This window comes from Pseudogracilibacillus sp. SO30301A (assembly GCF_037072025.1).
Lineage (GTDB): Bacteria > Bacillota > Bacilli > Bacillales > Amphibacillaceae > Pseudogracilibacillus.
Genome location: NZ_JAXHDD010000004.1, coordinates 12,614 through 36,351 on the forward strand (window position 1 = coordinate 12,614; position 23,738 = coordinate 36,351).

General features: G+C 35.3%; 23 protein-coding genes and 1 pseudogene. 2 read left to right on the plus strand and 22 right to left on the minus strand.

Annotation, left to right across the window (positions count from 1 at the left end; genetic code table 11):
• Positions 1 to 23: 23 nt before the first annotated feature.
• The 11 genes from SPD89_RS03535 to SPD89_RS03585 form a co-directional block, all read right to left on the minus strand.
• Positions 24 to 665: a dihydrofolate reductase family protein gene (locus SPD89_RS03535; protein ID WP_336260581.1), complete on the minus strand. Its 642-nt coding sequence runs from the start codon at positions 663 to 665 to the stop codon at positions 24 to 26.
• Positions 666 to 751: 86 nt separating this feature from the next.
• Positions 752 to 1,960 carry an RNA polymerase sigma factor gene (locus SPD89_RS03540; RefSeq protein WP_442961034.1) on the minus strand — a complete coding sequence of 403 codons (1,209 nt, stop codon included), beginning with the start codon at positions 1,958 to 1,960 and terminating at the stop codon, positions 752 to 754.
• 41 nt (positions 1,961 to 2,001) lie between these two features.
• Positions 2,002 to 2,436: a YciI family protein gene (locus SPD89_RS03545; protein ID WP_336260582.1), complete on the minus strand. Its 435-nt coding sequence runs from the start codon at positions 2,434 to 2,436 to the stop codon at positions 2,002 to 2,004.
• Between the two features lie 818 nt (positions 2,437 to 3,254).
• Positions 3,255 to 3,491 (minus strand): indolepyruvate ferredoxin oxidoreductase subunit alpha, encoded by a 237-nt coding sequence (locus SPD89_RS03550; protein WP_336260583.1) that lies wholly within the window; start codon positions 3,489 to 3,491, stop codon positions 3,255 to 3,257.
• A 33-nt stretch (positions 3,492 to 3,524) separates the two neighbouring features.
• Complete coding sequence (locus SPD89_RS03555) at positions 3,525 to 4,541, minus strand: NAD(P)/FAD-dependent oxidoreductase (RefSeq protein WP_336260584.1); 1,017 nt, start codon at positions 4,539 to 4,541, stop codon at positions 3,525 to 3,527.
• A 22-nt stretch (positions 4,542 to 4,563) separates the two neighbouring features.
• A complete protein-coding gene (locus SPD89_RS03560) occupies positions 4,564 to 5,172 on the minus strand; it encodes a DUF2269 domain-containing protein (RefSeq protein WP_336260585.1) in 609 nt (202 codons plus the stop codon).
• A gap of 28 nt (positions 5,173 to 5,200) precedes the next feature.
• Complete coding sequence (locus SPD89_RS03565) at positions 5,201 to 5,728, minus strand: PadR family transcriptional regulator (protein WP_336260586.1); 528 nt, start codon at positions 5,726 to 5,728, stop codon at positions 5,201 to 5,203.
• 862 nt (positions 5,729 to 6,590) lie between these two features.
• Positions 6,591 to 7,808: a tyrosine-type recombinase/integrase gene (locus SPD89_RS03570; protein WP_336260587.1), complete on the minus strand. Its 1,218-nt coding sequence runs from the start codon at positions 7,806 to 7,808 to the stop codon at positions 6,591 to 6,593.
• Between the two features lie 80 nt (positions 7,809 to 7,888).
• Complete coding sequence (locus SPD89_RS03575; RefSeq protein ID WP_336260588.1) at positions 7,889 to 8,092, minus strand: excisionase; 204 nt, start codon at positions 8,090 to 8,092, stop codon at positions 7,889 to 7,891.
• Positions 8,093 to 8,526: 434 nt separating this feature from the next.
• Positions 8,527 to 8,757, minus strand: a complete 231-nt coding sequence (locus tag SPD89_RS03580) for a helix-turn-helix domain-containing protein (RefSeq protein WP_336260589.1) — start codon at positions 8,755 to 8,757, stop codon at positions 8,527 to 8,529.
• Positions 8,754 to 9,176 (minus strand): RNA polymerase sigma factor, encoded by a 423-nt coding sequence (locus SPD89_RS03585; protein WP_336260706.1) that lies wholly within the window; start codon positions 9,174 to 9,176, stop codon positions 8,754 to 8,756. Before SPD89_RS03585 ends, SPD89_RS03580 begins: the two co-directional genes overlap by 4 nt.
• A gap of 599 nt (positions 9,177 to 9,775) precedes the next feature.
• Between SPD89_RS03585 and SPD89_RS03590 the strand changes: the two genes are divergently transcribed.
• A complete protein-coding gene (locus SPD89_RS03590) occupies positions 9,776 to 10,129 on the plus strand; it encodes a helix-turn-helix domain-containing protein (protein ID WP_336260590.1) in 354 nt (117 codons plus the stop codon).
• 57 nt (positions 10,130 to 10,186) lie between these two features.
• Here SPD89_RS03590 and SPD89_RS03595 read toward each other — a convergent pair whose 3' ends face one another.
• The 6 genes from SPD89_RS03595 to SPD89_RS03620 all read right to left on the minus strand — a co-directional run bounded on the left by SPD89_RS03595 (position 10,187) and on the right by SPD89_RS03620 (position 16,030).
• Positions 10,187 to 10,717, minus strand: a complete 531-nt coding sequence (locus tag SPD89_RS03595; protein WP_336260591.1) for a VanZ family protein — start codon at positions 10,715 to 10,717, stop codon at positions 10,187 to 10,189.
• 79 nt (positions 10,718 to 10,796) lie between these two features.
• A complete protein-coding gene (locus SPD89_RS03600) occupies positions 10,797 to 13,298 on the minus strand; it encodes an ABC transporter permease (RefSeq protein WP_336260592.1) in 2,502 nt (833 codons plus the stop codon).
• Between the two features lie 7 nt (positions 13,299 to 13,305).
• Positions 13,306 to 13,977: an ABC transporter ATP-binding protein gene (locus SPD89_RS03605; protein WP_336260593.1), complete on the minus strand. Its 672-nt coding sequence runs from the start codon at positions 13,975 to 13,977 to the stop codon at positions 13,306 to 13,308.
• 187 nt (positions 13,978 to 14,164) lie between these two features.
• Positions 14,165 to 15,139 carry a sensor histidine kinase gene (locus SPD89_RS03610; RefSeq protein ID WP_336260594.1) on the minus strand — a complete coding sequence of 325 codons (975 nt, stop codon included), beginning with the start codon at positions 15,137 to 15,139 and terminating at the stop codon, positions 14,165 to 14,167.
• Positions 15,136 to 15,801 carry a response regulator transcription factor gene (locus SPD89_RS03615; protein WP_336260595.1) on the minus strand — a complete coding sequence of 222 codons (666 nt, stop codon included), beginning with the start codon at positions 15,799 to 15,801 and terminating at the stop codon, positions 15,136 to 15,138. Before SPD89_RS03615 ends, SPD89_RS03610 begins: the two co-directional genes overlap by 4 nt.
• A 34-nt stretch (positions 15,802 to 15,835) precedes the next feature.
• Entirely contained in the window at positions 15,836 to 16,030 is a 195-nt protein-coding gene (locus SPD89_RS03620) for a helix-turn-helix domain-containing protein (RefSeq protein WP_336260596.1), read from the minus strand.
• 116 nt (positions 16,031 to 16,146) lie between these two features.
• Here SPD89_RS03620 and SPD89_RS03625 point away from each other — a divergent pair, with 116 nt between their 5' ends.
• Complete coding sequence (locus SPD89_RS03625) at positions 16,147 to 16,770, plus strand: DUF998 domain-containing protein (protein ID WP_336260597.1); 624 nt, start codon at positions 16,147 to 16,149, stop codon at positions 16,768 to 16,770.
• 105 nt (positions 16,771 to 16,875) lie between these two features.
• On the opposite strand, the gene SPD89_RS03630 is transcribed toward SPD89_RS03625, so the two are convergent.
• From SPD89_RS03630 to ltrA, 5 genes and pseudogenes are all read right to left on the minus strand, one after another.
• Positions 16,876 to 17,805: a conjugal transfer protein gene (locus tag SPD89_RS03630; RefSeq protein WP_336260598.1), complete on the minus strand. Its 930-nt coding sequence runs from the start codon at positions 17,803 to 17,805 to the stop codon at positions 16,876 to 16,878.
• 15 nt (positions 17,806 to 17,820) lie between these two features.
• Positions 17,821 to 18,843 (minus strand): bifunctional lytic transglycosylase/C40 family peptidase, encoded by a 1,023-nt coding sequence (locus tag SPD89_RS03635; protein WP_336260599.1) that lies wholly within the window; start codon positions 18,841 to 18,843, stop codon positions 17,821 to 17,823.
• Positions 18,840 to 20,969: a CD3337/EF1877 family mobilome membrane protein gene (locus SPD89_RS03640; RefSeq protein ID WP_336260600.1), complete on the minus strand. Its 2,130-nt coding sequence runs from the start codon at positions 20,967 to 20,969 to the stop codon at positions 18,840 to 18,842. The genes SPD89_RS03635 and SPD89_RS03640 overlap by 4 nt, the downstream gene beginning before the upstream one ends.
• A pseudogene (locus SPD89_RS03645) lies at positions 20,966 to 21,343 on the minus strand (ATP-binding protein); the annotation flags it as partial. The pseudogene SPD89_RS03645 and the gene SPD89_RS03640, both read right to left, overlap by 4 nt.
• A gap of 122 nt (positions 21,344 to 21,465) precedes the next feature.
• Positions 21,466 to 23,400, minus strand: a complete 1,935-nt coding sequence (gene ltrA, locus SPD89_RS03650) for a group II intron reverse transcriptase/maturase (protein WP_336260601.1) — start codon at positions 23,398 to 23,400, stop codon at positions 21,466 to 21,468.
• Between the last annotated feature and the right edge of the window lie 338 nt (positions 23,401 to 23,738).

A 23,738-nucleotide genomic window follows, 5' to 3' on the forward strand; every position in this document is an offset into this window, starting at 1 on the left:
CCTCCTTTGTATTTACCAAATGCTTACTGTCCGGTTGAGCTTTTAGCGGGTTCGTAGGTTATCAAGAGGGATCCATCCGTAAGTGTTTTGACGTCCAGAAGTTGGAAGTCCTTCCGCTCCTTAAGATTGTCAAATAAATGCTCGCCTACGTTGACCACCACCGGGTGCACTAGGACCTGATATTCGTCAATAAGATTTGCGTTTGCAAGTGATCGTACGAGCGTTGGACTACCAAAAATAACAATATCGCCACCGTCTCCATTTTTTAGATCCTTAATTTGCTCCTCTATATTACTACCGGTCAATTGTTTTGGAGCTTTAAATTCCCCCCATTTTAGCTCGTCGAGCGGACGGTCCCCAGTTACAACTAGTTTGTGGGCGTTGTTTATCTTATCACCTAGGCGTGAATCTACATCGCTGGCGTTTGGCCAATCATTAACAAACGGCCACTTTCTAGAGAGGTCTTCATAGGTTCCTCTGCCAAGTAAAATAGTATCAACTGTATCGAACCTATTTAATAAATACTCAGAACCTTCCCCCTTCGTGCTGACGTCAGTTGTCCAGACCGAGAAGTTGGTTTTGTCTTCACATGGATCGTCAGTGACAACTCCATTAAAAGTACTGTGAATGAATAGTATTTTTACGCATTCACTACACCCTTTCAATTTGAATGCTTAACCCTTCCTTACTATGACAACGAACGGAGAACTCTATAATCGACAAAGCGTCGATAAAAGTTTCTTCGATGCCTTCAGGGCTCACATTCTTTTGCCCGCTTTAGTAAAAACTCCTTCTCACGGTCATTCCGGCTCATCGACGCTGCAAGTTTAAATTCTGTACGGGCTTCATCGAACCGTCCCAGCTTGACCAGAAGATCACCGCGAACGCTAGGCAGTAAATGGTATCCCTTTAGAGAAGATTCTTCACTTAGCTTATCGACAATCTGTAGTGCGTAAGAGGGCCCAAATGCCATGGATACAGCAACTGCCCGGTTGAGTTCGACAATCGGTGATGGTGTTACTCTAGAAAGTGCTTCGTAAAGGGCAGCGATACGAATCCAATCGGTCTGGGCTGCAGTGAGAGCTTCAGCATGACAGGCAGAAATCGCAGCCTGTAACGTGTATGGACCGAGAGTGTTTTCAAGCTTCTGACTACGATTAAGCGCTGCTTGCCCACGACGGATTAACAATCTATCCCAATTGCCCCTATTTTGCTCCAACAGTACTATGGGTTCACCCGTAGCACTAACCCGAGTTTTTAGCCGGGAAGCTTGAAACTCCATAAGCGAAACTAGCCCGTGAACTTCCGCTTCATAAGGGACAATCTCGGCAAGTATACGTCCCAATCTTAGTCCTTCCTGACACAGTAAAGGACGGATCCAGTCTTTACCGCTTGTTGCCGAATAGCCTTCATTGAACAGCAGATAAATCACCTCAAGTACAGCAGACAGGCGATCTTTGAGTGCTTTCCCTGTTGGAACTTCAAAGGGGACATTTTTGCTCCTAAGGGTTCTTTTAGCACGTACGATTCGCTGGGCAATCGTTGATTTGGAAGTTAGGAAAGAGCGTGAGATTTCATCTGTAGTAAGTCCGCATAACAGGCGAAGTGTTAGGGCAACTCTGGATTCTTGTGATAAAACTGGATGGCAGGTCATAAAAATCAAACGAAGTAGGTCGTCACCAATCTCACCCTCTAAAGTAGGATCTGCATCATTCATTTTATACAAATCAATACCATGCGCAATTTCTTCATACTTCTGATCACGTAGCTTTCTCCTACGAATAAGGTCAATTGCACGCCGTTTCGCCGTTGTCATCAGCCAAGCACCTGGATTGTCTGGAATACCAATTTCCGGCCATCGTTCAAGGGCAATTACCAAAGCATCATGGGCAAGATCCTCTGCAATATCCACATCCCGCATCATTCCGGTTAAAGTTGCAATGAGCTTTGCAGACTCCATCCTCCATATTGCATCAATAGTCCGATGTGCATCGATTAAGCTCACGTTTTTTTCTGTTCCCTTACCCACTTGTCCAAATCGGTATCTTTTATCAGCAATTCTGGATTAATCTTAAGATCCTCCACCTCATATAATGGCCTAAGCTCAATCTCCCCTTGTCCAAATCCATGGGGATCCGGATAACGATGTGCCCATTCAATCGCTTCTTCTTTTGATTTGACCTCTATTAGCGTATATCCCGCAATTAATTCCTTAGCCTCGGTAAATGGTCCATCAATGACTTTAGGTTTTCCTCCAGGTTCCGAATAGGAAATCCGGATTCCACTTGAACTTGGCTGTAGCCCGGACCTATCGAGCAAAACGCCAGCTTTCGCCAATTCTTCATGATACCTTTGCATGGCAGTATAAAGCTCCTCACTAGGCATTATCCCCTCTTCTGAATCTGTTGTAGCTTTGACAATGATCATGAATCGCATATAAGTTTACCTCCCTTTAGTAATGAAAGCCTTTCTTTCGAACACTTAGTTTATCATTGAAGCTACCCTGTATACTATCCCATGAGTAGCTGTATTTGGAAGGATACACCTTCCAAAAGATCTCGAAAATCTGGAAATGCTCCCTATGACCGTGCAGCGTTTTTATACATCCATCTCATGATTACTCCTCCTTTCTCAACGACAGGCTCCAAACATTCCTTCACCTGAAGATTGTCTGTTTTTAAAAACGATTGGGATAATTTCGCTTCTATCTATACGACGAACTAATCTTAACTGGTTCGACAATAAGCATAAAAATTTTCTATCTACTAATACTTTCGTCGTCTGGAAATGAAATTCCTTCCATCTAATAGGAAATCAGACGGAGCCAATTATGCCTGCGAAATTGGTTAAGTACAATAAAAATTGTTGGGGCGAGCTTGGTGAACCATTTGAAAAAATAGTCCAACTGTCGATTTATTTTATTGGTTATTTTTCCGAAGTTTTCCTTAATAACAATAATTAACTACCCAATCTGGCTTTTGTTTATGAAGGATATCGGCTGACAGTTACTAAAAGCTGACCTTACGAATAAATAGCAAATAGTAATCGCGTCTTTATTGTCACAAGGCTAATTACCTCACTATTTCCGTATTGCAGTGGTGTTAAACTTACACTTATATGCTTTCTGTAACCCCACAAGTTAGATTTTTTTCATTTTAAACGTCTCTTGAATAACATGCACAACTTGTTCAGTTGATCCACTTAACATCAACTCGTCCTATTCTTTTAGCTTAATCTTCCATGAATCTCCACCCTTAACTTTCAAAAAAACGGCGATTTAACTCAATAAATTTATGCTCTTCTTCCGGGACATCCTCTTCAAAATATATGGCATCTACAGGACATACCATTGCGCAAGCTTCACAATCAATGCATATGTCAGGATCAATGTAATACATATCTTTTCCTTCTTTAATGCAATCTACCGGGCAAACTTCCACACAGTCTGCTGACTTTTCACCTATACACGGTGAAGTAATGATAAAAGCCAAGATAACACTCCTTTCATTTTCATAAAATATTGACTAAACCCATATTTTCTCCATAAGCTTTGTACTATGCACAGATTGCAGTCTTGACTTGGGGTCTATGTGTACTTTGGCGTTACTAACCGCTATTGGTGCTTCTCCAAATCCTGTTGCAATCAACTTTACTTTTCCTGGATACGTACAAATATCCCCTACTGCATAGATACCATCGATATTTGTTTCCATTTTGGAGTTTACAAGAATATTATTCTTTTTAATGCCAATTCCCCAATTACGAATACTTCCAAGTTCAGACACAACGCCATAATTTACAATCACATCATCTACCTCTATGATTTTTTTCTCGCCAGTTTTAATATCTTCAATAACGACATGTTCTATTTGCTCCTCCCCTATCAAAGTTTGCGCTTTAAATGGTGTCATTACAGCAACACTTGATTTTTTGAGTTTTTCAACACTATATTCATGTGCTCTGAAAGCATTCCGCCTGTGTATGATCGTTACTTTTTTAGCAATTTTTTCAAGCATTAAAGCCCAGTCCACCGCTGAATCTCCTCCACCAAACAAAAGAACATTCTTTTTGGTAAATTCATTTAAATCTTTGACAAAGTAATGAAGATTTTTATGTTGAAACTGTTCCTCTCTCTCAACATGTAACATCCTTGGCTTAAAAGCACCATTTCCCGCTGTAATAATCATCGTTTTCGTATAAAAAATCCCTTTCGTCGTCATCAACTTGAAAATACCATCTTCAGTCTTTTCTACCTTTTCTAGTGTTTGATTTAGCGTAATAACTGGTTTAAATAATTCCATTTGTTGCTGTAAATTCGAAATCAATTCTTTTGCTTTAATTTTAGGAAAGCCGGCTATATCATATATATTTTTTTCTGGGTAGAGAGAAGTAAGTTGACCACCAAGCTCTGGGAGACTTTCAATTAAACGAACCGACATATTTCTCATTCCAGCATAGAAAGCTGTAAATAATCCTACTGGTCCTCCTCCAACAATCGTTACGTCAAATAAATGGTTGTTTCCTAAATAATTCGAATCCACTTTAATGATCCACCTTTCTGTTTTATGAGCTCTTTCTTAGCCTTTGATCGGATTTTCTTTTTCCTTTAGGTTTCAAATAAGAAATAACAACTAAAAAAATTAAAATGCAGAGACAAACTATAATCCCACCAAACATCATGAATCGATTATCTAGATATGCCTGATTTTCCAGCGGATGCAAATCAACGGAAAAAAGCCTCGGAAAGGTATTATGAATTCTTAGACCAATAATAGTAGAACCTAGCAAAATAGCCAATATATTTCCGACCCATTTCATAATGATCCAATAATAATTTGCGAATCCCCAATTTGTTCGTACTGCAATCCATACTCCAGTAATGAGACAGCCAAACCCGCCTGGTATAATGAGAAAATTATCAAAAAACAGGATAAATGTATGGGCAGCATAAATTTGTTCATCACTAAATGACTGAGTAGTACCTATAGCCATCATTAATTCGCCTAACAATCCTGCAAAATATAAAATGACAAAGAAAACATGAGCAATAATCCACCATTTCTTTTCATTGAACTTTAACTTTCCTTCCTTTTTTGTACCGAAAAAAACAAGAAGAAAGACTAAAGCTATAATTGTAAAAGTAATGGCTCCAATAATTATGATTTCTATCATATTTTTTACTCCTTTAACATTCTTGCTTTCAACTTGTTAATTCATTAGTTAACCATTCCAGCCATTCTAATTCCATTTCATAATAAGAGTGCAAAAATTTCACATTCGCCCTTCGTCCAATATATATGTCAGCATCATCTATCTCGCTGCTATCGTATTGTTCAATAATCTCTTTTACAAAACTTTTTCTTTTAGCAATCTTCGCAATCACATCATCTTTTGGTAATACTTCAAGCCATCCAATGGTAACTAAATATTCAAAAGTGACAATGTCCTCCGAAGCAAGGCCTTCTGACACCATTTGTCTTAATGCTTCTTCTCCTTCTTTAGTCAATTGGTAATTTTTCCTGTCCGGCATATTTCCTACCTTTTCTATATGAACCGTTACCCATCCTTTCTTCTCTATTCTTTTTAACGCTTGATAAATCGTTGCTCGATTCGTTTTCGTCCATAATCTTATATTCATTTCCTCCATTGTTTTGTCAATCTCATGTCCATATTCTGCACCAGAATGGATTAATCCTAATACAAGACATTCAGCATATGAAAAAGCCATCGATAATACCTCCATTAAATATTGTACATATTAGTATTTACAATACTAATATAGCAGATATCATTTAATTGTCAATAGGTTTTTTCACTTCTTAAGTATTATGATTATTTATATACAGAAAAATTATCCTCGCAGGAAATTGAATCAATGGTTTGTCTATAGGGGGGAATAGAGTGTAATAAATTAATTGTTATGAGTAAACACAATCTTATTTCTGTTACAGATTCCTACTTATTAGAGATATCCTCTGAGGTTTTGCTTTTCATCCCAACACAACTAGGACATAAAAATACTCCCCTTCAATAGCCGGAAGGTTGATTTTTAATCTGGCCATTAATGAGGAGAAGTTCATCCATAATTTAATAAATAGGAAATAGTGTAGAGATTCAGATTTTCGCTTTGCCACACCACTCCCGAAAGCTTCATTTTATTATCAAACTTTTTTCAAAACTCGTTCCACCTTCGTAATATGTAAACAATAATTTTGAATAACAAGGTTTAATTCACAATTCACTTTCACAGCTGCATTACCTGTCATGACACTTTTTAGCTTGGAAATATAAATAAAGACAACTTGCAGTATATCCTGAAACAGCTAAAATGCTGCATTTATTATCACACCAAATAGTAATAGCGACCTCGCAGCATTGAATGATAGTGTAACTGACATCTATATTTTTTTAAATAAAACATAGTATAAATTTCTGATTATCTTTTGAAATTTTCTTAAATGCTCGTATAACCTTATCCTATGGCGTTTCGAGCATTTTTTCTGTCGGTAGATACTTCATGTTTTTTTGTATATTTCCTTATGGCTTAGCTGTCAAAAGTGGTAAAGAAGTAGTAAATTCATTTGTTACTACTAAGAAGCAATTTGTGCCTGTTGCTTTCCTTTTTCCAAGCGTTTCACTTCTGCCATTGCGGAATCGAATGTAGCGTGTGCGTAATAGTTCAATGTCATGGTTATATTTGCGTGTCCCATGATGTACTGTAATGCTTTCGGGTTCATGCCTTCATTTGCATAGTTGGTACAGAATGTATGTCGCAAAATATGTGGCGTGATGTGTGGTAACTTATGCTCGTTATACTTGTTGTACTTCTTCACAAGATTTTTCAACATAGAGTAATAATCACTTGATGTTTTAGGATAATCCTTTCTATTAAGGAAAAGGAAGTCACTATATCCATCAATCACCACACGTTTACCATTTTTACGCTTTGCTAACACTCGCTGAAATGCTTGATAGACTTCCTCAACCATAGGAACTTGACGCTCACCATTTTTGGTTTTCGGTATTTCAATGTAGTACCCAATTTCTGTATCTCTCAATAGCTGATGGTCTACATGAATAAGACGATTTTCAAAATCTAAATCGGAAAGTGTCAAGCCACCAAACTCTGAAACACGAAGTCCTGTTTTTAAGAGTATCAGAATTTCATCATGATTTTTGCTATAGGTCTTATCAGCTTTCGCAAAGGCTAACAGTTTTTCTTCTTGTTCCTTTGTTAAGGTAATTTTAGGAACCGTATCATCATCAATAACTGTGTTCAGTTGAAAATCAAATGGATTCTTCCGAACATAATCATCTTGTATAGCAATATAGAACGAAGCCTTCAAAGAACGCTTATAGTTATTGATGGTGGAATAAGCAAATCCATTTTCACTCATTCTAATTGCCCATTCCTTAGCGTCAGATGGTTTGATACTGTCAATGCTTCTGACACCTAATTTGTCTTTCTCCAAAATATCCATCAGATATTTACGCCCAGTTTGAGTGGTTTTTCTAACTTTTGGTCTTTGAGCATTCTGTTTAGCATAAAGTTGGCAAAGTGTCATTTTCTTACCCACAACATCAATACCATCATGAATATCTTTCTGTATCTCTGCTATTTTCTCTCGAAGTGAAATACAATCACGTTTTCCTGCTGGTATTCTATCCGTAGGTACAAGTTTCCATGAGTAAACAAATTGTGGCTCTCCGAAGGTATCTACATACTTGTATAAATATCTTCCGTCTTTCCGTTGGCTCTCTCCAGTTTTTAAGATTCGACCTTTGTTGTCCCGTCTTTTTTCTGACATGACAATTGCTCCTTTCCTTATATGGAAAGAGCCTTGATACGACTTAAGACGATCATATCATATACAAGACTCTTAAACGACTAAATAACATCTAATTTATCGATCACTTTTTCAAATTGTTTCCGCTTAATTTGCACACGATTACCATTCATGATGAGCCAGCTTGCATGTTTGTTTTCCTCTGCAAATCGACGCAATTTGTTTTCACCTATCCGAAAATACTTTGCAGCTTCTTCTATCGTTAGGGTATAACGTTCCCAAATGGGTACATCTATTTGTTTCATAGAATCCTCCTTTCCAATTATTTGTAAGACATTGTTTTACAAGCAATCAAACAGCTCTAGCAAAGCTCACGGGAATTTCACCCCTACATGGTTCTCATGTAGCCATACCCATTGCCTGCGACGTTTCTATCACGCTCGGACTGTGGCTGTATGGGAGTATCATTATCACGATAAGAAAGTCATAGCAGTAACCGTTCTAAAGATTACTTACGAAGCACTAACAGGTATCGCTCGCTATCGTTCAAGGTCATGGCGTATTAGTTCGTCGGCTCTTTCCTTATCGAAACGTATTTAATTGCTTTATTCAGTTGTCAAAGAACAGTGGCTTATTCGCCTGTCCAAACATACTGAAAAGCAGTATGCTTGGATAGATAAACAAACCTATTCGGGAAGCGTGGGAACGATTCAACACGCTTCCACGAAAAGAGTTAGAATTATTTAATTTCAAATGCTAAAATTTTAGTAATAAGTTTGGTTTCCATTCTGCCACGAAGGGTTTCATCTACAATCATGTGCGAATTCCCAAATTCATCTGTCATTCGGCGAAGAGAGCGTTTAGAGAGATAACCTCTGTAATGCTTCACAATCTGGTTAATGGCTTCTGTATCGCCATCTGTCGCTTTTACAATAAGGGAGAAGGGAACCACAGGATATTTTGTTTTCATTCTTCATGCTCCTCCATAAAGTTTTTTATAAAAGCTAGTCCACTTGTTCGGTGACGATAAACGGTAGAGCGGTTTAATTTCAATAATTCTGCAATTTCCATATCGCTCATATCCAAAAAGTAATAAAGCAATATGATGTCACGCTTTTTCTCTGATAAATTTCGTAAGGCTTCACTTAGCAAATCACTTTCCACACGAACACCAAAACCGTTTAACGTAAATAGCTGAAAGTCGCTAGCATACGTATCTACAGTAGCAAACTGATTGACAAGGTAATCGCCTGTATCAGAAAAGGAAACTTCTTTTTTTGAAAGTCTTGACAGATGTTTGAAGTAATCTTTACGTTCATCTTCCATAGTCCGCTTACAGATATAGTCAAACTGGTTTTCTATGGTTTCTTGAAAAGAAGATGGCTTCATCATTTTTCACCCCCTTTCTTGTCATGAAAGGAAGTGAGCCTTGCTCTGTTATCTCCTTTCGTACTAAGTCCCGACACGAAAGGGCTGTTTGTTGCATTTCTAATAAAAAGAGTTGAAAAATATCTTTTCGCACACAAAAAAACACATAAGCAGACAGTCTAATCTGTTTATGTGTTTTATTAATTCGCTGTATATGTCTTAAAAAACCACATTGGTAGGCATATGTATCTAGGGAAGATGGAAGCACTTTTTTAATACAGAGGTTAAAAATAAATAGCGTTGAGAAGTGATGAATTTCATGACGGCTACCTCCTATGAGCCGTCAAATTTCTAAAAATGATTGGAAGAGTAACTTGTAAGTGTCTTAAAAGAAAAACGACGGCTTTTTCAAACCGTCATCAATCGAATAGGGGTTATCATGCTAATTTAAAGCATAGAAAAAGAACTGTTAGATAACGGTTTTTTTTATTACCTTTTAACCTAACAGTATTTTTCCATTGTACTGCATAAATAATAGGTACTAATAAACCTTACTATGTGTTTTTCTATACCTGTTTCTAATGAAATAGGAACAGTAAAATGTATAAAGGTGGTTTATTATGCGTAAAAAAGAAGACAAATACGATTTTAGAGCGTTTGGTCTTGCGATAAAAGAAGCTCGAATGAAACAAGGTTTAACACGTGAACAAGTGGGATCAAAAATTGAAATTGACCCACGTTATCTAACAAATATCGAAAACAAAGGACAACACCCTAGTATACAGGTTCTATACGATCTCGTATCATTACTTAATGTGTCTGTTGATGAGTTTTTCTTACCTAATACAAATAACGTCAAAGGGACTAGGCGTAGATGGATTGAGAAACAAATGGACAGCTTCAATGAAAAAGAGCTAATGTTAATGGAATCCTTAGCAAATGGAATTATAGAATCTCATGAAATGGAGGAATGAAAATTTCTCCGTTTTTATACAACAATCGCAACGAATTGTTGTATAACGATAGCTTTTTTAAATATTAGCTAAAAAGATTAATCCAACGAATACCATAAACGCAATCGTTCCAATCAGTGCTATAATGTTGAAAACTTTATTGACCTTTATATTAGCCTTAAATAATTTGTAGACGATTAGGTAAATAACAAGCCCAATAACTCCCCCTAGTGTATTTCCTATAAAATCGGTAATATCAGCTGCACCTATAGCAAAAGTAAATTGCAATATCTCTATTAATAAACTGGTTAACGCTATAGGTGCTACCTTTTTAATAAAATTCCAATTTGGCTTCAACATAGCTATATAAACTCCAAATGGAATAAAAGCTATGATATTCATATAAATTTCTGATAAATAAACCCTATTATTAATGATGACCGAATCACCAAAAGGAATTAAGTTAATTTCTCTCGTACTATACAAATACGTAAAAGAAAACTCCATTTTGAATAATATAATCCATATTAATACAACTAAATAAATCCCAAACAAAATCATAGTTAACATTCTTTGGTTTTTATTTGATTTTTCTTTTATATTTACCATTATGATTTTCCTTTCCATCTTGGGATATAAGAAGCTTTTGAATTTAAAGTGTACAAAAGGAGTCTTATCAGATGATTTGTTAAATTTCTCTTATAGTGTCATTTAAATCGTCTTTAAATATAGTCTGAATACTACTACGAATTGCGAACAATACACCAAGTAAAGTGATTATAAACACTAATATTATTGGAATGTAATTTATATTTGATAGTAATTCTTTCAATCCAAATCCAAAACCATAATTACTTCGATAAACACGTGCAATTACGATTCCAATGAATACTGCAATATAAGCTATGAATGTTTTCGTAAAAAGGAACCTACTTTCGGATAGAATCATTTTCTTTATTTGCTTTTCTGTCATACCAATAGTAGATAAAAGTTGAAATTCTCTTTTTCTTGCTCTAAGATTCCCATGAAAACTATTATACGCATTGGATAATGCAATAATAAGCATAATAATCTGAATACCTGCATTCAAAAGATGTTCATTTCTTATTTGTTCATTGTTCATAGCTTCTGTTAGTAAAATAGTGCTTGTAGAATAATCTGATTCTGGAATGAATGATGATATAATACGTTCGCTTTCATCTGACACTTTAGCTAAATCCTGATTTGCTTTTAACTGTATGGTATAGTAATTTACAGGATCTCCTTCATCAGTTCCATTCTCTTCAAAAAATTCTTCCAACTTATTCATAGTTGTAAAAATATATACACCACTCTCACCATGCACATCTAATTCATAAGGGAAAGTATCAATATATTCACTAATAGGTATATTCATAGTTTTACCCTCTGCATTATATCTAACAACAATTTCATTATCTTCCTCAGTCAAAGGAATATATTCTCTAAAGGTATAAGGAATGAAGTTACTCTGAGGTGTTTTATTCAAAAGAATATATCCTTCATCATTATCCAAAGAATTCTCTTTAAGTATATTTTTATAATCATTATCTGATAATCCGTATATTCTTACATACATATCATCAGCTCTTTTTTCGCCATCTACCAAAGCATTAGATAATTCGTTAGATATAAATTTTTCATTATCCTCCAAAAAGAATTTAAAATCTTTATGCTGATAGACATGTAGTTCATCAATACCTTCTACATCATTAATTTTACTTACCATTTCATCATCTAATTCAGAATCTGTGTAAATACTTGAAGTAAAGTCATAGGGATTGTTGAAATGATCATATTCCATGTTTAATGCTCTATATGATTGTGAAACAAGCGTACTTGTTATAGCCACAGATGAAATAATCATAGCCAAAATAATTGTCCTATAGGTAGATTTATAAGATCTGAAATAATCTTTGGCTAGAGATGTTTCAATTTTTCCACTAATTTGAGAAGTACCATATCTAGTTTTTTTCTCCTTTATACCATTCAATCCTTCGATGATACGCAACTTTGCACTTTCTCTAGCTGGTATCAATGCTGAAAAATAAACTGTAAGTAAAGATAAACCTATAATTAAAAGTATTGAAGGTACAGATATTCCAATCAAATGAAAATCAGAAGCTTGCATTCTTTCTCCAAATAATTCAGATAGTTTTTGATAACTAAAAGAATTATTCAACCAGAATAAATATAATAGGAGATTGGCAACACCATAAGAGATGATTGTACCACCTAGAATTGGTATCATAGATAGCCTTAAAACTTTTAGTCGTACCATTTTTTTTACTTGTTTTTCTGTCATTCCAACACTTTTAAGTAATGCAAGTTCTTTAACATCTCGACTATTCCACACATTAAATGCACCATAAATCACTACGGCAAAAAGAATTGTTAATAAGAAACAAGCTCCATAGGTTTCAATAGCGTCTACCATTACACTTTTAGGTGGAATAATTCCCGATGGATAAATCATTTTATATTCTAAAATATCAGTATTATAGAATAACCTTCCAGAATTCTTCGCTTCATATTCATTAATCTGAAATTCATTTAGTATTTGTTCCGTGAGCGTATACGTATCTCTTGGAGAGTCATACCACAAATATGCTTGCACACCTACATTATTTTGAAACAAATTTTCTTTTGTCGGATTTTCCAAATAACCTAAGAAAATAGATTCCTCAAAACTATATGAATGATCGTCATATTCACCAACAATAACGTACTTTGTATTATCAATATCTAATTCTGATCCAATCGTATATATGTGATTTTTTGCCAATAAACGTGATGGAACTATCACTTCTCCTTCCTTAGATGGTTTTTTTCCTTGTACTATTTCAAAATCTTGCGTATTCCAGTAATCTGGGCTTTTTTCATAAATAATTTCATCCATATCTGTTTCAATAATTTTATCAAATTCAATATGATCTATTTCTTCATAAGCTGTTAGATAATCATATATTTCTTCATCAACTCCTGAAAATGAAACATGATAATCTCCAATCATGGATTTAATATTATTATAGTTATCTGCTTTTACTGACCCGATAATGAATACAATCGTCCCAAGCAATATCACAGCCATAAGAATAGAGATTCTAGTTGCTAATGTATCTTTTTTATTATTTTTAATTGCAGAGTTTGAAAGTTCATTAATAATTTTCATAGCAATCTCATTCCTCCATCACTTGTAATTTGCCGTCAATCATTTTATAAACTTTATCGCAAGAGGTAGCGACTTTTTCATCATGAGTAATAATCATGATGGTTGACATGAAACGTTTGTTTACAAGTCTAAATAAAGCTGTTATTTCTTCTGAATTTTTTCTATCTAAGTTTCCTGTAGGTTCATCAGCCAAAATGATGGCAGGTCTTGTAATCAGACTTCTAGCAATGGCAACTCGTTGTTGTTCTCCCCCCGAGAGTTGTTTGGGATAACGGTTTAATTTATCCTCTATACCCAATGTAGATATAATTTCATTAAAATAATCTTTGTCTTCTCTTCGGGAATCCAGTAGTAATGGAAGTAGAATATTCTTTCTAACGGAAATATTAGGTATTAGATTGAAAAATTGATAGATAACACCAATATTCCTTCTTCTAAAAACAGTTAAATCTTCTTTGCTTAATTTTGTAATATTTTTATCTTGAATAAAGATATCCCCACTTGTTGGTGTATCTACGCCAGCTAATAAATGAAGAAACGTTGATTTTCCTGAACCGCTATCACCAATAATTGAAATTAATTCCCCTTTTTCCATTTGAAAGTTCACATCAGATAAGACAGTAACACTAACTGTAGAATCATAGGTTTTTGTCAAACTCTTTGCTTTTACAAGGCTCATCATAAAACCCTCCTAAAATTATTTCACTTTAAAAATACCATAGCTATGTGACTGCAAAGTGACTCAATATAAATTCTGGAAGGAAATATGTTAAAAACGTTCAAGTCAAAAAAATGACAGACATAAAGTCTGCCAAATATCAATTTAGTCTAATAGCTATTTTTAACATCAGTAAATTATAGGATTTCTATTTGTAAAATCTTAATTCAAAATAATTTGATTTCCTTTCCCTAAAATATAATAATTCTCCATTTTGTTTTTCCATAATTGATTTTGCCATAGGAAGTCCAATGCCAAATCCCTTCGTTTTAGGGTTCGGTTTATAAAACCTTGTATAGTTTTTCTGTAACCTTTTGTATGAAAGTCCTTCACTGAAATCTCTCACAAGTATACTATGATAAATAGTTGATATTTTAAATTCTACTTCAACACCTTTTTCGCTCGAAGCCTCTAAACCATTTTTAATGATGTTAAACACTGCCTCATATGTCCATTGCCTATCACGAAATAAAGTAAAATCATCACCTTTTATAATAATTGGTAAATCCTCTTTTGCAAAAAAAGATTCTAAACTTGTTTTAACATCGACAATCAATTCTTTTACACTAAAATTTTCGTTCTTCATTGGTACGATACCAGAATCCAAAGACGCCATTTTAAGAAGAATATCTGTTAATTGATATAATCTATTCACATCATTTCTTATATATAGTGCATATTCTTTTACATTAGCTGGTTCTCCATCTATTAAATCCAACATAAGCAATATTCCTGTAAGGGGTGTTTTGATTTGATGAGCAATATCCTCTGTGTATGTCTTTAAGATATCTCTATTTTTTGTTGCTTCTGTAGCTGATTGTCTTTTTTCAAGAACGGTTTTTATAATTTCATCTCTTAATCGCCCAAATTCATCATCAACAATTTCATAGTTATTTATATCTGAGTCTAGTGTATTTATTAATTCGAAAACACTGTGAATTTTTTTATTTATCATTTGTTTCTGCTTAATGTCATATAATTTGATTAACAAAAATAAAACTATATTCACAATGAGAAGACCAAACGCAGTGACAACATCGAATCTCGGGCTGATAAAAACAACAAACATAGACAGAATAAAATTAGAAACAACAATTCCTAAAAATATTTTATTATTCTTCATGTATCCTCACTTTCCCACATATATCCAATCCCGCGTACAGTCTTAATCATATCTCCGTAAGCTCCTAATTTGTTTCGTAATCGTTTTATTGTTACTGTCAATGTATTGTCGTTGATCTCATACAGATTATATCCCCATACAGAATCAATAAAATGTTCTCTAGTAATATTGAGTCCTTTATTAAGGAGAAATATTTCAAGTACATCAAACTCTTGCCTATTTAATTCAACATTTTTACTATCAATTCTTGCTGTTTTAGACTCAATATCTAGAACTAGTTCTTTATAGGTAAGATTTTCCCCATTTTGAAACTTCCTCTTAAATATATTATCAATTCTTGCCTTTAAAATTGGTAATGAAAATGGTTTTGTGACATATTCATCAGCCCCATAATCAAATCCCTTTAAGATGTTTTCTTCACTATCTCTAACTGTCAGCATTACAACTGGTATATCATAATATTCTCGTATATATTTAAGAAAATCAAAACCTGAACCATCAGGGAGATTTACATCTAAAATTGCTAAATCATAGTCATGAATGTCTACATTAGAAATTGCTTTTAATGAATCAAAGATATCCGTTATTATTTCAAAGCGTTTCATATAAGATTGAATAGCAAAAGCAATCGTATTGTCATCTTCGAGTATTAATATTTTCACATCTTAACAACTCCTTTATTTTCGTTAAAGTTCATTATTTTTGGTTTTTTCTCAAATCATCTTGTTCTTTTAATCTTGCATCTGTAGGTTTTTCAGCATTTTTTGGTATTGCCCATACACGACTAAAACGCATTACTCCAGGAATTCGATTTTCTTGACATAATTTTTGAACCCGACGCTCAGAAATATTCCATTTTTTTGCTGCTTCTTTTATTGAAATATAGTCCATATAATCTCTCCTTATATATTCTATTATATACGTTTAAACGAATAATATCAAAATAGCTAATAATCTCTTGTTTTACTATGAAAATGATATAATTGATAATAACAGGAGGGATTGTAATGAAAAAAACATTGATTAATTATTTGGGATTATTGAGTGTAGTCAGTTTGATTTCATATACGATGGCAGTTTTATTTGCACCACTTGCTTACCCCGACTATAATTGGCAAGCACAAGCTGTCAGTGACTTAAGTGCCAGTGACGCTCCTTCCTTAACTTTATGGAATCAATTAGCTAGCTTGTATGGTATTTGTGGAGTGGTCAGTATTACATTAGTTTGTGTGTATATGCAAGGAAAATTAAATCGAAAACTACGTATAGGGATTTACCTCTTTGCACTGATGTTATGGATTTCCAATGTTGGTTATACAATGTTTCCACTGTCTTCAAGTGGAAATGCTGGGACAATGCAAGATATTATTCACATCTACGTGATTACAGTAGTCGTTGTCTTATTATCCATTATTTCATTGTTATTTATTATTGTTGGCGGAATTAAAACGAGTAACTATAAACGACTTTCAATGTTTGCTCTACTATCGTTACTGCTAATGTTTATCGGAGCTCTTGGGACAGGTCTTGCTCCTGCTGAATATTTTGGGATTCCAGAAAGATTCAGTGTTTTTTCTGTGACTATTTTTAACGCTATTTTAGGTGTATATCTATATCTAGGTTTTGAATAAATCTATTTAATATAATATTCCTGTGAAACGAATGATTACTAGATAAAAGAGCCAATTCAATACGGAAATAGAAAGGCTTGCCATTATGAACAAGCCTTTTCATTTTTATTTGACAATCTTCCAATTTTCCTGCTTTTCTAATATCAGTTCAAATTGTGATATTTGTGTCGCTTTTGTCTCTTGGTCTAAATATTTCACAGCCACATTCACTATAACTTGGTTATCTTTTCTGGTATAGATAGGGTTCACCAATTCTTCAAAAACATATTCTTTATTAATCACAGGTAACGCATGATTACTTACATAGTAAGTCAATTCTTTTTCTGTGGCAGTAGGGTAGAGCTGGAAGAACGTTTCTAAAAAACTATTAAGTTCATCTGTCATTTCCGTATCAATCATACCGTCGATTTCTAGCTGTTTTGGTTGGTAATCCGATTTTTCTGGTTTCTTACTCATTGTTGGATTTTTGATAATGACCATATTCTCTGTCTCATCTACATGGACAACCACATGGAAGCTGGAAGATACAGTCTCCTTGTCTTTGTCTTCGGTAATAACTTGTTCAACGGAAAACAGTACCTCAAAGTCGTTCTCATTGACTTGGGAAACCTGCCACACTTGTATATCGTTTACACTAGAACTAGTGGGAATATCCTTACGAATCATGTCTTCATTTAACATCTGCAATTCTTCGGTCACATAATGGGTCAATTTTTTATTTCGTTTATCAATAGCTTCTTGGGATTGTTGCCATGAAAAGTAATCTTTCGCAAAGGATTTTACAAAACTTTCCACTTGATTGGTATCCACCATTTGTTGTTCAATGATTTTGGTTTCATGGACAGTGTGGGTGTCAATGGCGGTAAAATTTTTATAGATTCCAAACCCGACACTGCCAAGCAATAGTAGCCATAAGACAAAGGTTAGTTTCTTATGCGTGCCAACTTTAATCGTAGGAATCTTTCGTTGCTTTCTAGTTTTTTTAGACTTTTTAGGTTTCTCTGTTTTTTCTTTTCGTTCAATTTTAATAATCATTTGATTCATTCCTTTCTAGTGATGGATAACACGTCCAGCCCCAATAAGGTGGCTTTGCCAATAGCTGTTATTGAGGTCTGCATAACCAATTGGGTCACCTGCATGGAACATTCGGTTATTGCCGACATAAATTCCAACATGGGTCACATACGTACCTGCATTATAGGTCGAGTGAAAGAAGATAAGGTCGCCTGCTTGGGCTTCCTCCATAGAAATTTCTTGCGTAGCGTCATACTGATCTTGGGCGACACGTGGGAGGGTAATGCCTGCTTTGTCATACACCCATTGTATTAAGCCACTGCAATCAAAGGAGGTAGTAGGTGACGCCCCTCCAAAGACGTATGGAAACCCTTCGTATTTCAAGGCTTCGTCCATGATGACTTGTACCATTTCATCATCAAACTCTGTTGGGGAAGTAGTGGTTAGGTACTGCGAAACCAATTGAACATAAAATTGATTCCCATAGCTGTATCGCCAACCACCATTTACAGGAATGGCTATCGGATTGGGATAGTCTGCTTTTTTGCCACCTGACTTCTCTCTGGAAAACTGTTCAGCTAATTCATAGGTATATGTCTTCCCATGATTCCCCACATAATTTAAAAAGCCCCCGCCGTAATTGTATGATTGGATAACGGAGTCGATATCAACGCCTTGTTGTTCCGCACTGGTTAATAATTCACTGAAATATTTAACCCCTTGTTTGATAGATTCTTCTGTACTCAAACTGTTGGGCGGTAAGCCCAAAGACTCGGAACTTTGCATAACATCTTCTGCTGTACCGCCAGATTCCACTTGTATAATGGCTAAGATATAAGAAACATAGTCTTCTATGCCATATTCCTTACAATATTTTTCAACTAGCGGGCGATGTGCCAATACTTCTTGCGAAACGGTCACACCGCCTTGTGGAATAGAAGAATCATTGTTGCTTCCACCACTGTCCGTATCATCTGCGAAGAAAATGACCATAAACAATAAGAGAAAAAAGAAGAGAGAGAAGACCACACTACAAATCACTGTTATTTTTAGCTTCATGTTTGTTGACCTCTCTTATCCGTTCTTTTATTAAACTTCCTCTGGTTCAATTGGTTTTGTACTGGCTTTTTAGTTGGTGGGGTGGGTGTCTTTTCTTTTTGTTCTTTTTTCAATGGTCGTTGGGTACGTATCACAGGTAGTTGTTGCTGATTTTTCGTTTTCTTTGAAGGATTGGTTTGTTTCAACGGTTGCTGATGAGTTTCACGTTCAGAGTTTTGTGATAAAATAGGCGTGACGATTTGCTGACGTTTATTCAAATTTTGCTGTTTTTTCTGAACAGGAGATGATGGTTTTTCTTTTCCTTTTCGTCTTTTTTCTTTTGCTTTATCCAGTTCCAAACGCTTTTGAGCAATGTTCTTTCGTTTTTGCTCCTGCTGATTCATACGCAGTTGTTTGCGTTGAGCTTTGGTATCTGCCATCGATTGTTTAAAGTCTGTTACATTATGAGTGACATTCTCTTTTCCTTGATGAAGGGCATATCTGACATGGGTTGGTGTCGCCTGTATCTGTTGTTTTGCCTGCTTCCCTTTATCGACAATGCGATTTTTCGTGTCCAATACATGGGCTGTCTTTTCACCTAATCGTTGCCCGATACCGCCTTGTTGCTTTTTCTCATTGGAAAGTGCTATTTCTTTCTTTGGTGTAGTCCGTTCATTTTGACGAGTATGGTTGGCTTTATTGGTTTGATTCTGCTTTGTTGTCATTGTTTTTTGTTTCGTTGACCCTGCTTTTCCACGGAAAATCTTACTCATACTGCGTTGAAATCTTCTGGTTTGCCGATTCATCATTTGACGAGGTCTGCGAAAGACTTGTCTGCCCATGTTTTGAGAATCGTTGCTTTGTAAAGAGAACAGGCTCATTAAATCGCCCAGTTTAAAATAAATCCCTGCAAAGGTCACAATTTGTAAAAACATAATCATGAAGAAGGGAGAACTGGCTGACAGGGAATAAAGCATAGTGGAAATACTAAAGGCAACGGTAATAATCAAGGTAATACCTGCCCTTGTCATAATCACATTAAATAACTTGGTAATGGCTCGCCTACCCATGCCATCAAAGTTAGGCAACATACTTAAAAGAAAGCTAATTGGTAAAAACATAGCGAAAATAATAAACAACACTTGCGAAAAGATCATGATTCCTGTTAAGAGAAAGACAAAAATCGAGATACCAATATTAAACACAAACAAAAAGAAGACTGTTCCTAATCTGGAAATGGTCTTCGGCAAGGTTAAATAGGTATTCTCATAGTCTTCAATTTCTTCAATCACTACATTTTCTCTATCTTCGCCATTGTTGGCGTCTGGGCTAGTAGATAACAGTTTTTCCACTCGGTCTTCCCCTAACGCTTCTACATCCGTTGAACCATATTGAAGCAACAGCCACGGTTGCTTGACTTGAACGGAAAATAAGCTGTCACGAATCATGTCCACACTGTCTTTGCCTTGACTATCCGTGTTGGGAAGTACAATTTTTGTACCAATATCCAAGCTGGCAGTGCTGACGTCTTTAGAAAAATCATTAATTTTCCCAATATAATCGGGAGCATAGGCAATAAAGGAAGCTGATAGGATAAACACCACAACAAAGTTTAAAATAGCTCGTATCGCTTTGGTTGTTTCTCGTTTAATCAGTCCTGTATAAGCAACATAGATTCCAACAATCAGGATAAAAAGAAGCAAGAAGCCCACATAAAATCCTGAACTGGAAAAGCCACTCGGTGTAATGCCTGCAATGGTTTGCATGTTTTCGCCGATAGCTTGGGACGTTTGACTAATGAAATCTAAGGCATAAGCTTCTTTCACCAAATAACCTGTAGCATTGGAGAGATACAGTGAGATTGTCCAAATGAAATTGGTAATGGCATACAGTCCATACATGACCGATTGCCCAATCCCATCACTCCAATTCCACGGAAGCCATCCCCAGCTATTATCCACATAATAATCAAGCTGATAATGATTTAAACTGTACTTGGAGTATTCATTGCTAGTATTAATGGTTTCATCCACTAACCCTGTGGCTTGTACTGCATTGCCAATTATGCCTAACAACAGAAAAATAACGCTCACACAAAGGAGTGTTATCCAACTATAGCGAAGGACTTTCTTTTGTTTCTGTGTCATGCTTCCACCTCATTTCGCACAGGTGGTCTGGTATCAAAGGCATGTAACAATTCCTCGAAAATCGGGTGGAATTGCATAACGCCTACACGACCATAAATATCTGACATTAAGCATTGTCCATTTTCTAATTCACGCAAGCATTTCTGATTGTTTTCATCTTCCTTATCCACACCGAAAAATTCTAATGTCTTTTTGATTTCTACTAAGTCAGTAGAACGAAAGGCAAATTTTAAGCCAATGTTATTCTTCATCTTTTCATCTAGTAAATCGTCGGCGTTTTGGGTAACAAAATAGACTCCTGCATTCATGGCACGTCCAGCACGCACCAGCTTCATAGATAACGTCTTTCCTTGTGCCACTTGCAAAAATAGCGATAGGTAATCCTTTGAAGTTATCTCTAGATTTTCCCCCGCTCCACACCGTACGTGAGACTATTCACCTCATACGGCGCTCCATCATTTATTTATTGAATTCATTTTTCTTAATCTATCATTCGTTAGAAGAATACTATTTGTTCTATTGGTGGTTCTGTTGTTGATATTGGTATTTCATCGTTTTTAACCAATTTACGAAGTTTATTTAATTTCTCCAGTTTTTCACTTGATAAAGAAAGTTGTTTTAATAATCGTTGAATGGTTTCAGGTTTTGTCGCATGAATAAGTGTATGCACTTCTTTTTGAACAAGGACAAGATTCCGATAGGAATCGTTCTGTGTCAGTATCCAAGGTTCTTTATGGTGACAATGGAAGTCATTTAAGAAAAGTTCTTCCCCTGTTATGGCACATCTGCCTTTTTGTGCGACAAATAAAGAAATTCGATTATCATTGTATTCAATACTTGCTCTTTCATTTATAACTGGATGTTGTCGTAACCATTGTACTTTCCATTCTGGAACGGATTGTTGTTTTCGATGAATCGCCAGTCTGCCTTCAGGTGTATATTTGTTATATGCATGTTTCTTTAACATTGGTTTTCTCATCTGAACATAACCTAAGGGTAAGATAGGGTAATCAAGTAAATAGCGCATTTGTTTTGATTTCAAATACTTCTTGATTCCTTTGTCGTGACCTTTGTATTCACCTTTTTTAGTCAATCCATGTTTCCGAAGTAAATTATACATAGTAGTTAATAGTTGATAATTAAGTGGTTCAAAATCTAAGTTTACATGTGTGGCTAGGGAATAGTATTGATGTATTCCAATAATCTTGGAATTATATTTTCTTATTTCCCGTACAACATATCTGCGCTTGTCCATTTTCTTTATTTGCTTTACTTGTGTCTTAAGATCATGTTTAATGCGTTTAAGAGCTTTTGGCGCAACATGTGAATGACAAACTTTCTTGCCACTTTTTGAAACTAACCGCAATGTGAATCCTAGAAATTCACTAGAATCTTTGTCTAAATTGGTTATCTGAGATTTTTCCTCTGAAATTGGAAGCTTTAACCTATCTTTCAACCATAGTTTGACTGCATGGTATATTTTGTGAGCATCTGATTTTGTACGACAAAATATTTTGAAATCATCGCAATACCTCACAATATACATTTCTTTCAAAGACGTAGTCTTTCGTAACTTTCCAAAACTATGCCCTTTATCCAAGTAGCCTTTTTTATTGTAGTGAGGTTTTAATTCCCGACAAGTACGTTCCTCCCATTGATTGGCAATCCACCAATCAAACTCATTCAAATTAATATTTGCAAGTAAGGGACTTAAAATGCCGCCTTGAGGAGTTCCTTTTGTTGGGATTTCAGTCTCACCATTTGGAAGAATAATAGGTGCTTTTAACATCTTTCTTAAAATAACCAATAGTTGTTTATCACGAATCCCCATAGTCCAAATTTGGCGCATAAGTTTTCCGTGATGAACATTATCAAAGAATCCTTTAATATCTACATCAACTACATAGTTTAATCGACTTTGATTCATTCGGTACATACACATAGCTATTGCGTTTTCTGTAGACCGTTGAGGTCTAAAACCATAACTGTGTTTGTAGAATTTACCTTCGCAAATTGGTTCAAGCACTTGTAGAATACATTGTTGCGTAATTCTATCCCACATAGAGGGGATACCTAAAGGTCTCTTTTTTCCGTTTGCTTTAGGAATTTCAACTCTACGCACTTTTCTTGGTGTGTAATATTGAAATCTTTTCTTTACTATTTCCAGAAAAGTATTATAAGGGAGTTTTTCAATATCTTTGATAGAAACTCCGTCCACACCTTCTGTTTTACTCCCGCCATTTCTCTTGATTGTACGATAAGCTAACTGAATATTTTCATCTGATATGATAATATTCATTAGACTTTTAAATGAAGCACCTTGGGTGCTTTTCTCATACAATTCATCGAAAATTTCAGTCATTCCATAGTATTCTGCATAGCGCAATTTGTTATCTTTTAGAACAATTTCTTCTCTAACGGTTTGTTTCATGGTCTATCACTCCTCTCATCAGATTCGTGACCTTTTTAGTCCTACTAGAATCCATGAGTAGTGATTAAGTTTTATTCAATAAATAAATGACTTGTGGCTATTCCTCCGATTCCATTACAGAATCATCTACGGTCATGCCACTACTCTCACTAAAGATTAAGAAAAGTTATGCTTTCCTTTTCAATGCTTCACTGGTTATGCTTACCTCCACGTCTTTAGCTTTCAACGTTCCCTTAACTTTATCAATACAGAGGTTAGGTGCTGACTTTACCCCACAGACTTATCATGTGCCTGTAACACATCAAGGACTTTCATAGGAGCGTATTTTTACTTATCCT

Excerpts from the sequence above, each read along its gene's own strand:
- SPD89_RS03540 (WP_442961034.1), bottom strand. The coding sequence starts at position 1,960 with ATGGAGTCTGCAAAGCTCATTGCAACTTTAACCGGAATGATGCGGGAT.
- SPD89_RS03545 (WP_336260582.1), bottom strand. The coding sequence starts at position 2,436 with ATGCGATTCATGATCATTGTCAAAGCTACAACAGATTCAGAAGAGGGG.
- SPD89_RS03560 (WP_336260585.1), bottom strand. The coding sequence starts at position 5,172 with ATGATAGAAATCATAATTATTGGAGCCATTACTTTTACAATTATAGCT.
- SPD89_RS03565 (WP_336260586.1), bottom strand. The coding sequence starts at position 5,728 with ATGGCTTTTTCATATGCTGAATGTCTTGTATTAGGATTAATCCATTCT.
- SPD89_RS03570 (WP_336260587.1), bottom strand. The coding sequence starts at position 7,808 with ATGTCAGAAAAAAGACGGGACAACAAAGGTCGAATCTTAAAAACTGGA.
- SPD89_RS03575 (WP_336260588.1), bottom strand. The coding sequence starts at position 8,092 with ATGAAACAAATAGATGTACCCATTTGGGAACGTTATACCCTAACGATA.
- SPD89_RS03580 (WP_336260589.1), bottom strand. The coding sequence starts at position 8,757 with ATGAAAACAAAATATCCTGTGGTTCCCTTCTCCCTTATTGTAAAAGCG.
- SPD89_RS03585 (WP_336260706.1), bottom strand. The coding sequence starts at position 9,176 with ATGAAGCCATCTTCTTTTCAAGAAACCATAGAAAACCAGTTTGACTAT.
- SPD89_RS03590 (WP_336260590.1), top strand. The coding sequence starts at position 9,776 with ATGCGTAAAAAAGAAGACAAATACGATTTTAGAGCGTTTGGTCTTGCG.
- SPD89_RS03595 (WP_336260591.1), bottom strand. The coding sequence starts at position 10,717 with ATGGTAAATATAAAAGAAAAATCAAATAAAAACCAAAGAATGTTAACT.
- SPD89_RS03600 (WP_336260592.1), bottom strand. The coding sequence starts at position 13,298 with ATGAAAATTATTAATGAACTTTCAAACTCTGCAATTAAAAATAATAAA.
- SPD89_RS03605 (WP_336260593.1), bottom strand. The coding sequence starts at position 13,977 with ATGAGCCTTGTAAAAGCAAAGAGTTTGACAAAAACCTATGATTCTACA.
- SPD89_RS03610 (WP_336260594.1), bottom strand. The coding sequence starts at position 15,139 with ATGAAGAATAATAAAATATTTTTAGGAATTGTTGTTTCTAATTTTATT.
- SPD89_RS03620 (WP_336260596.1), bottom strand. The coding sequence starts at position 16,030 with ATGGACTATATTTCAATAAAAGAAGCAGCAAAAAAATGGAATATTTCT.
- SPD89_RS03625 (WP_336260597.1), top strand. The coding sequence starts at position 16,147 with ATGAAAAAAACATTGATTAATTATTTGGGATTATTGAGTGTAGTCAGT.
- SPD89_RS03630 (WP_336260598.1), bottom strand. The coding sequence starts at position 17,805 with ATGATTATTAAAATTGAACGAAAAGAAAAAACAGAGAAACCTAAAAAG.
- SPD89_RS03635 (WP_336260599.1), bottom strand. The coding sequence starts at position 18,843 with ATGAAGCTAAAAATAACAGTGATTTGTAGTGTGGTCTTCTCTCTCTTC.
- SPD89_RS03640 (WP_336260600.1), bottom strand. The coding sequence starts at position 20,969 with ATGACACAGAAACAAAAGAAAGTCCTTCGCTATAGTTGGATAACACTC.
- ltrA (WP_336260601.1), bottom strand. The coding sequence starts at position 23,400 with ATGAAACAAACCGTTAGAGAAGAAATTGTTCTAAAAGATAACAAATTG.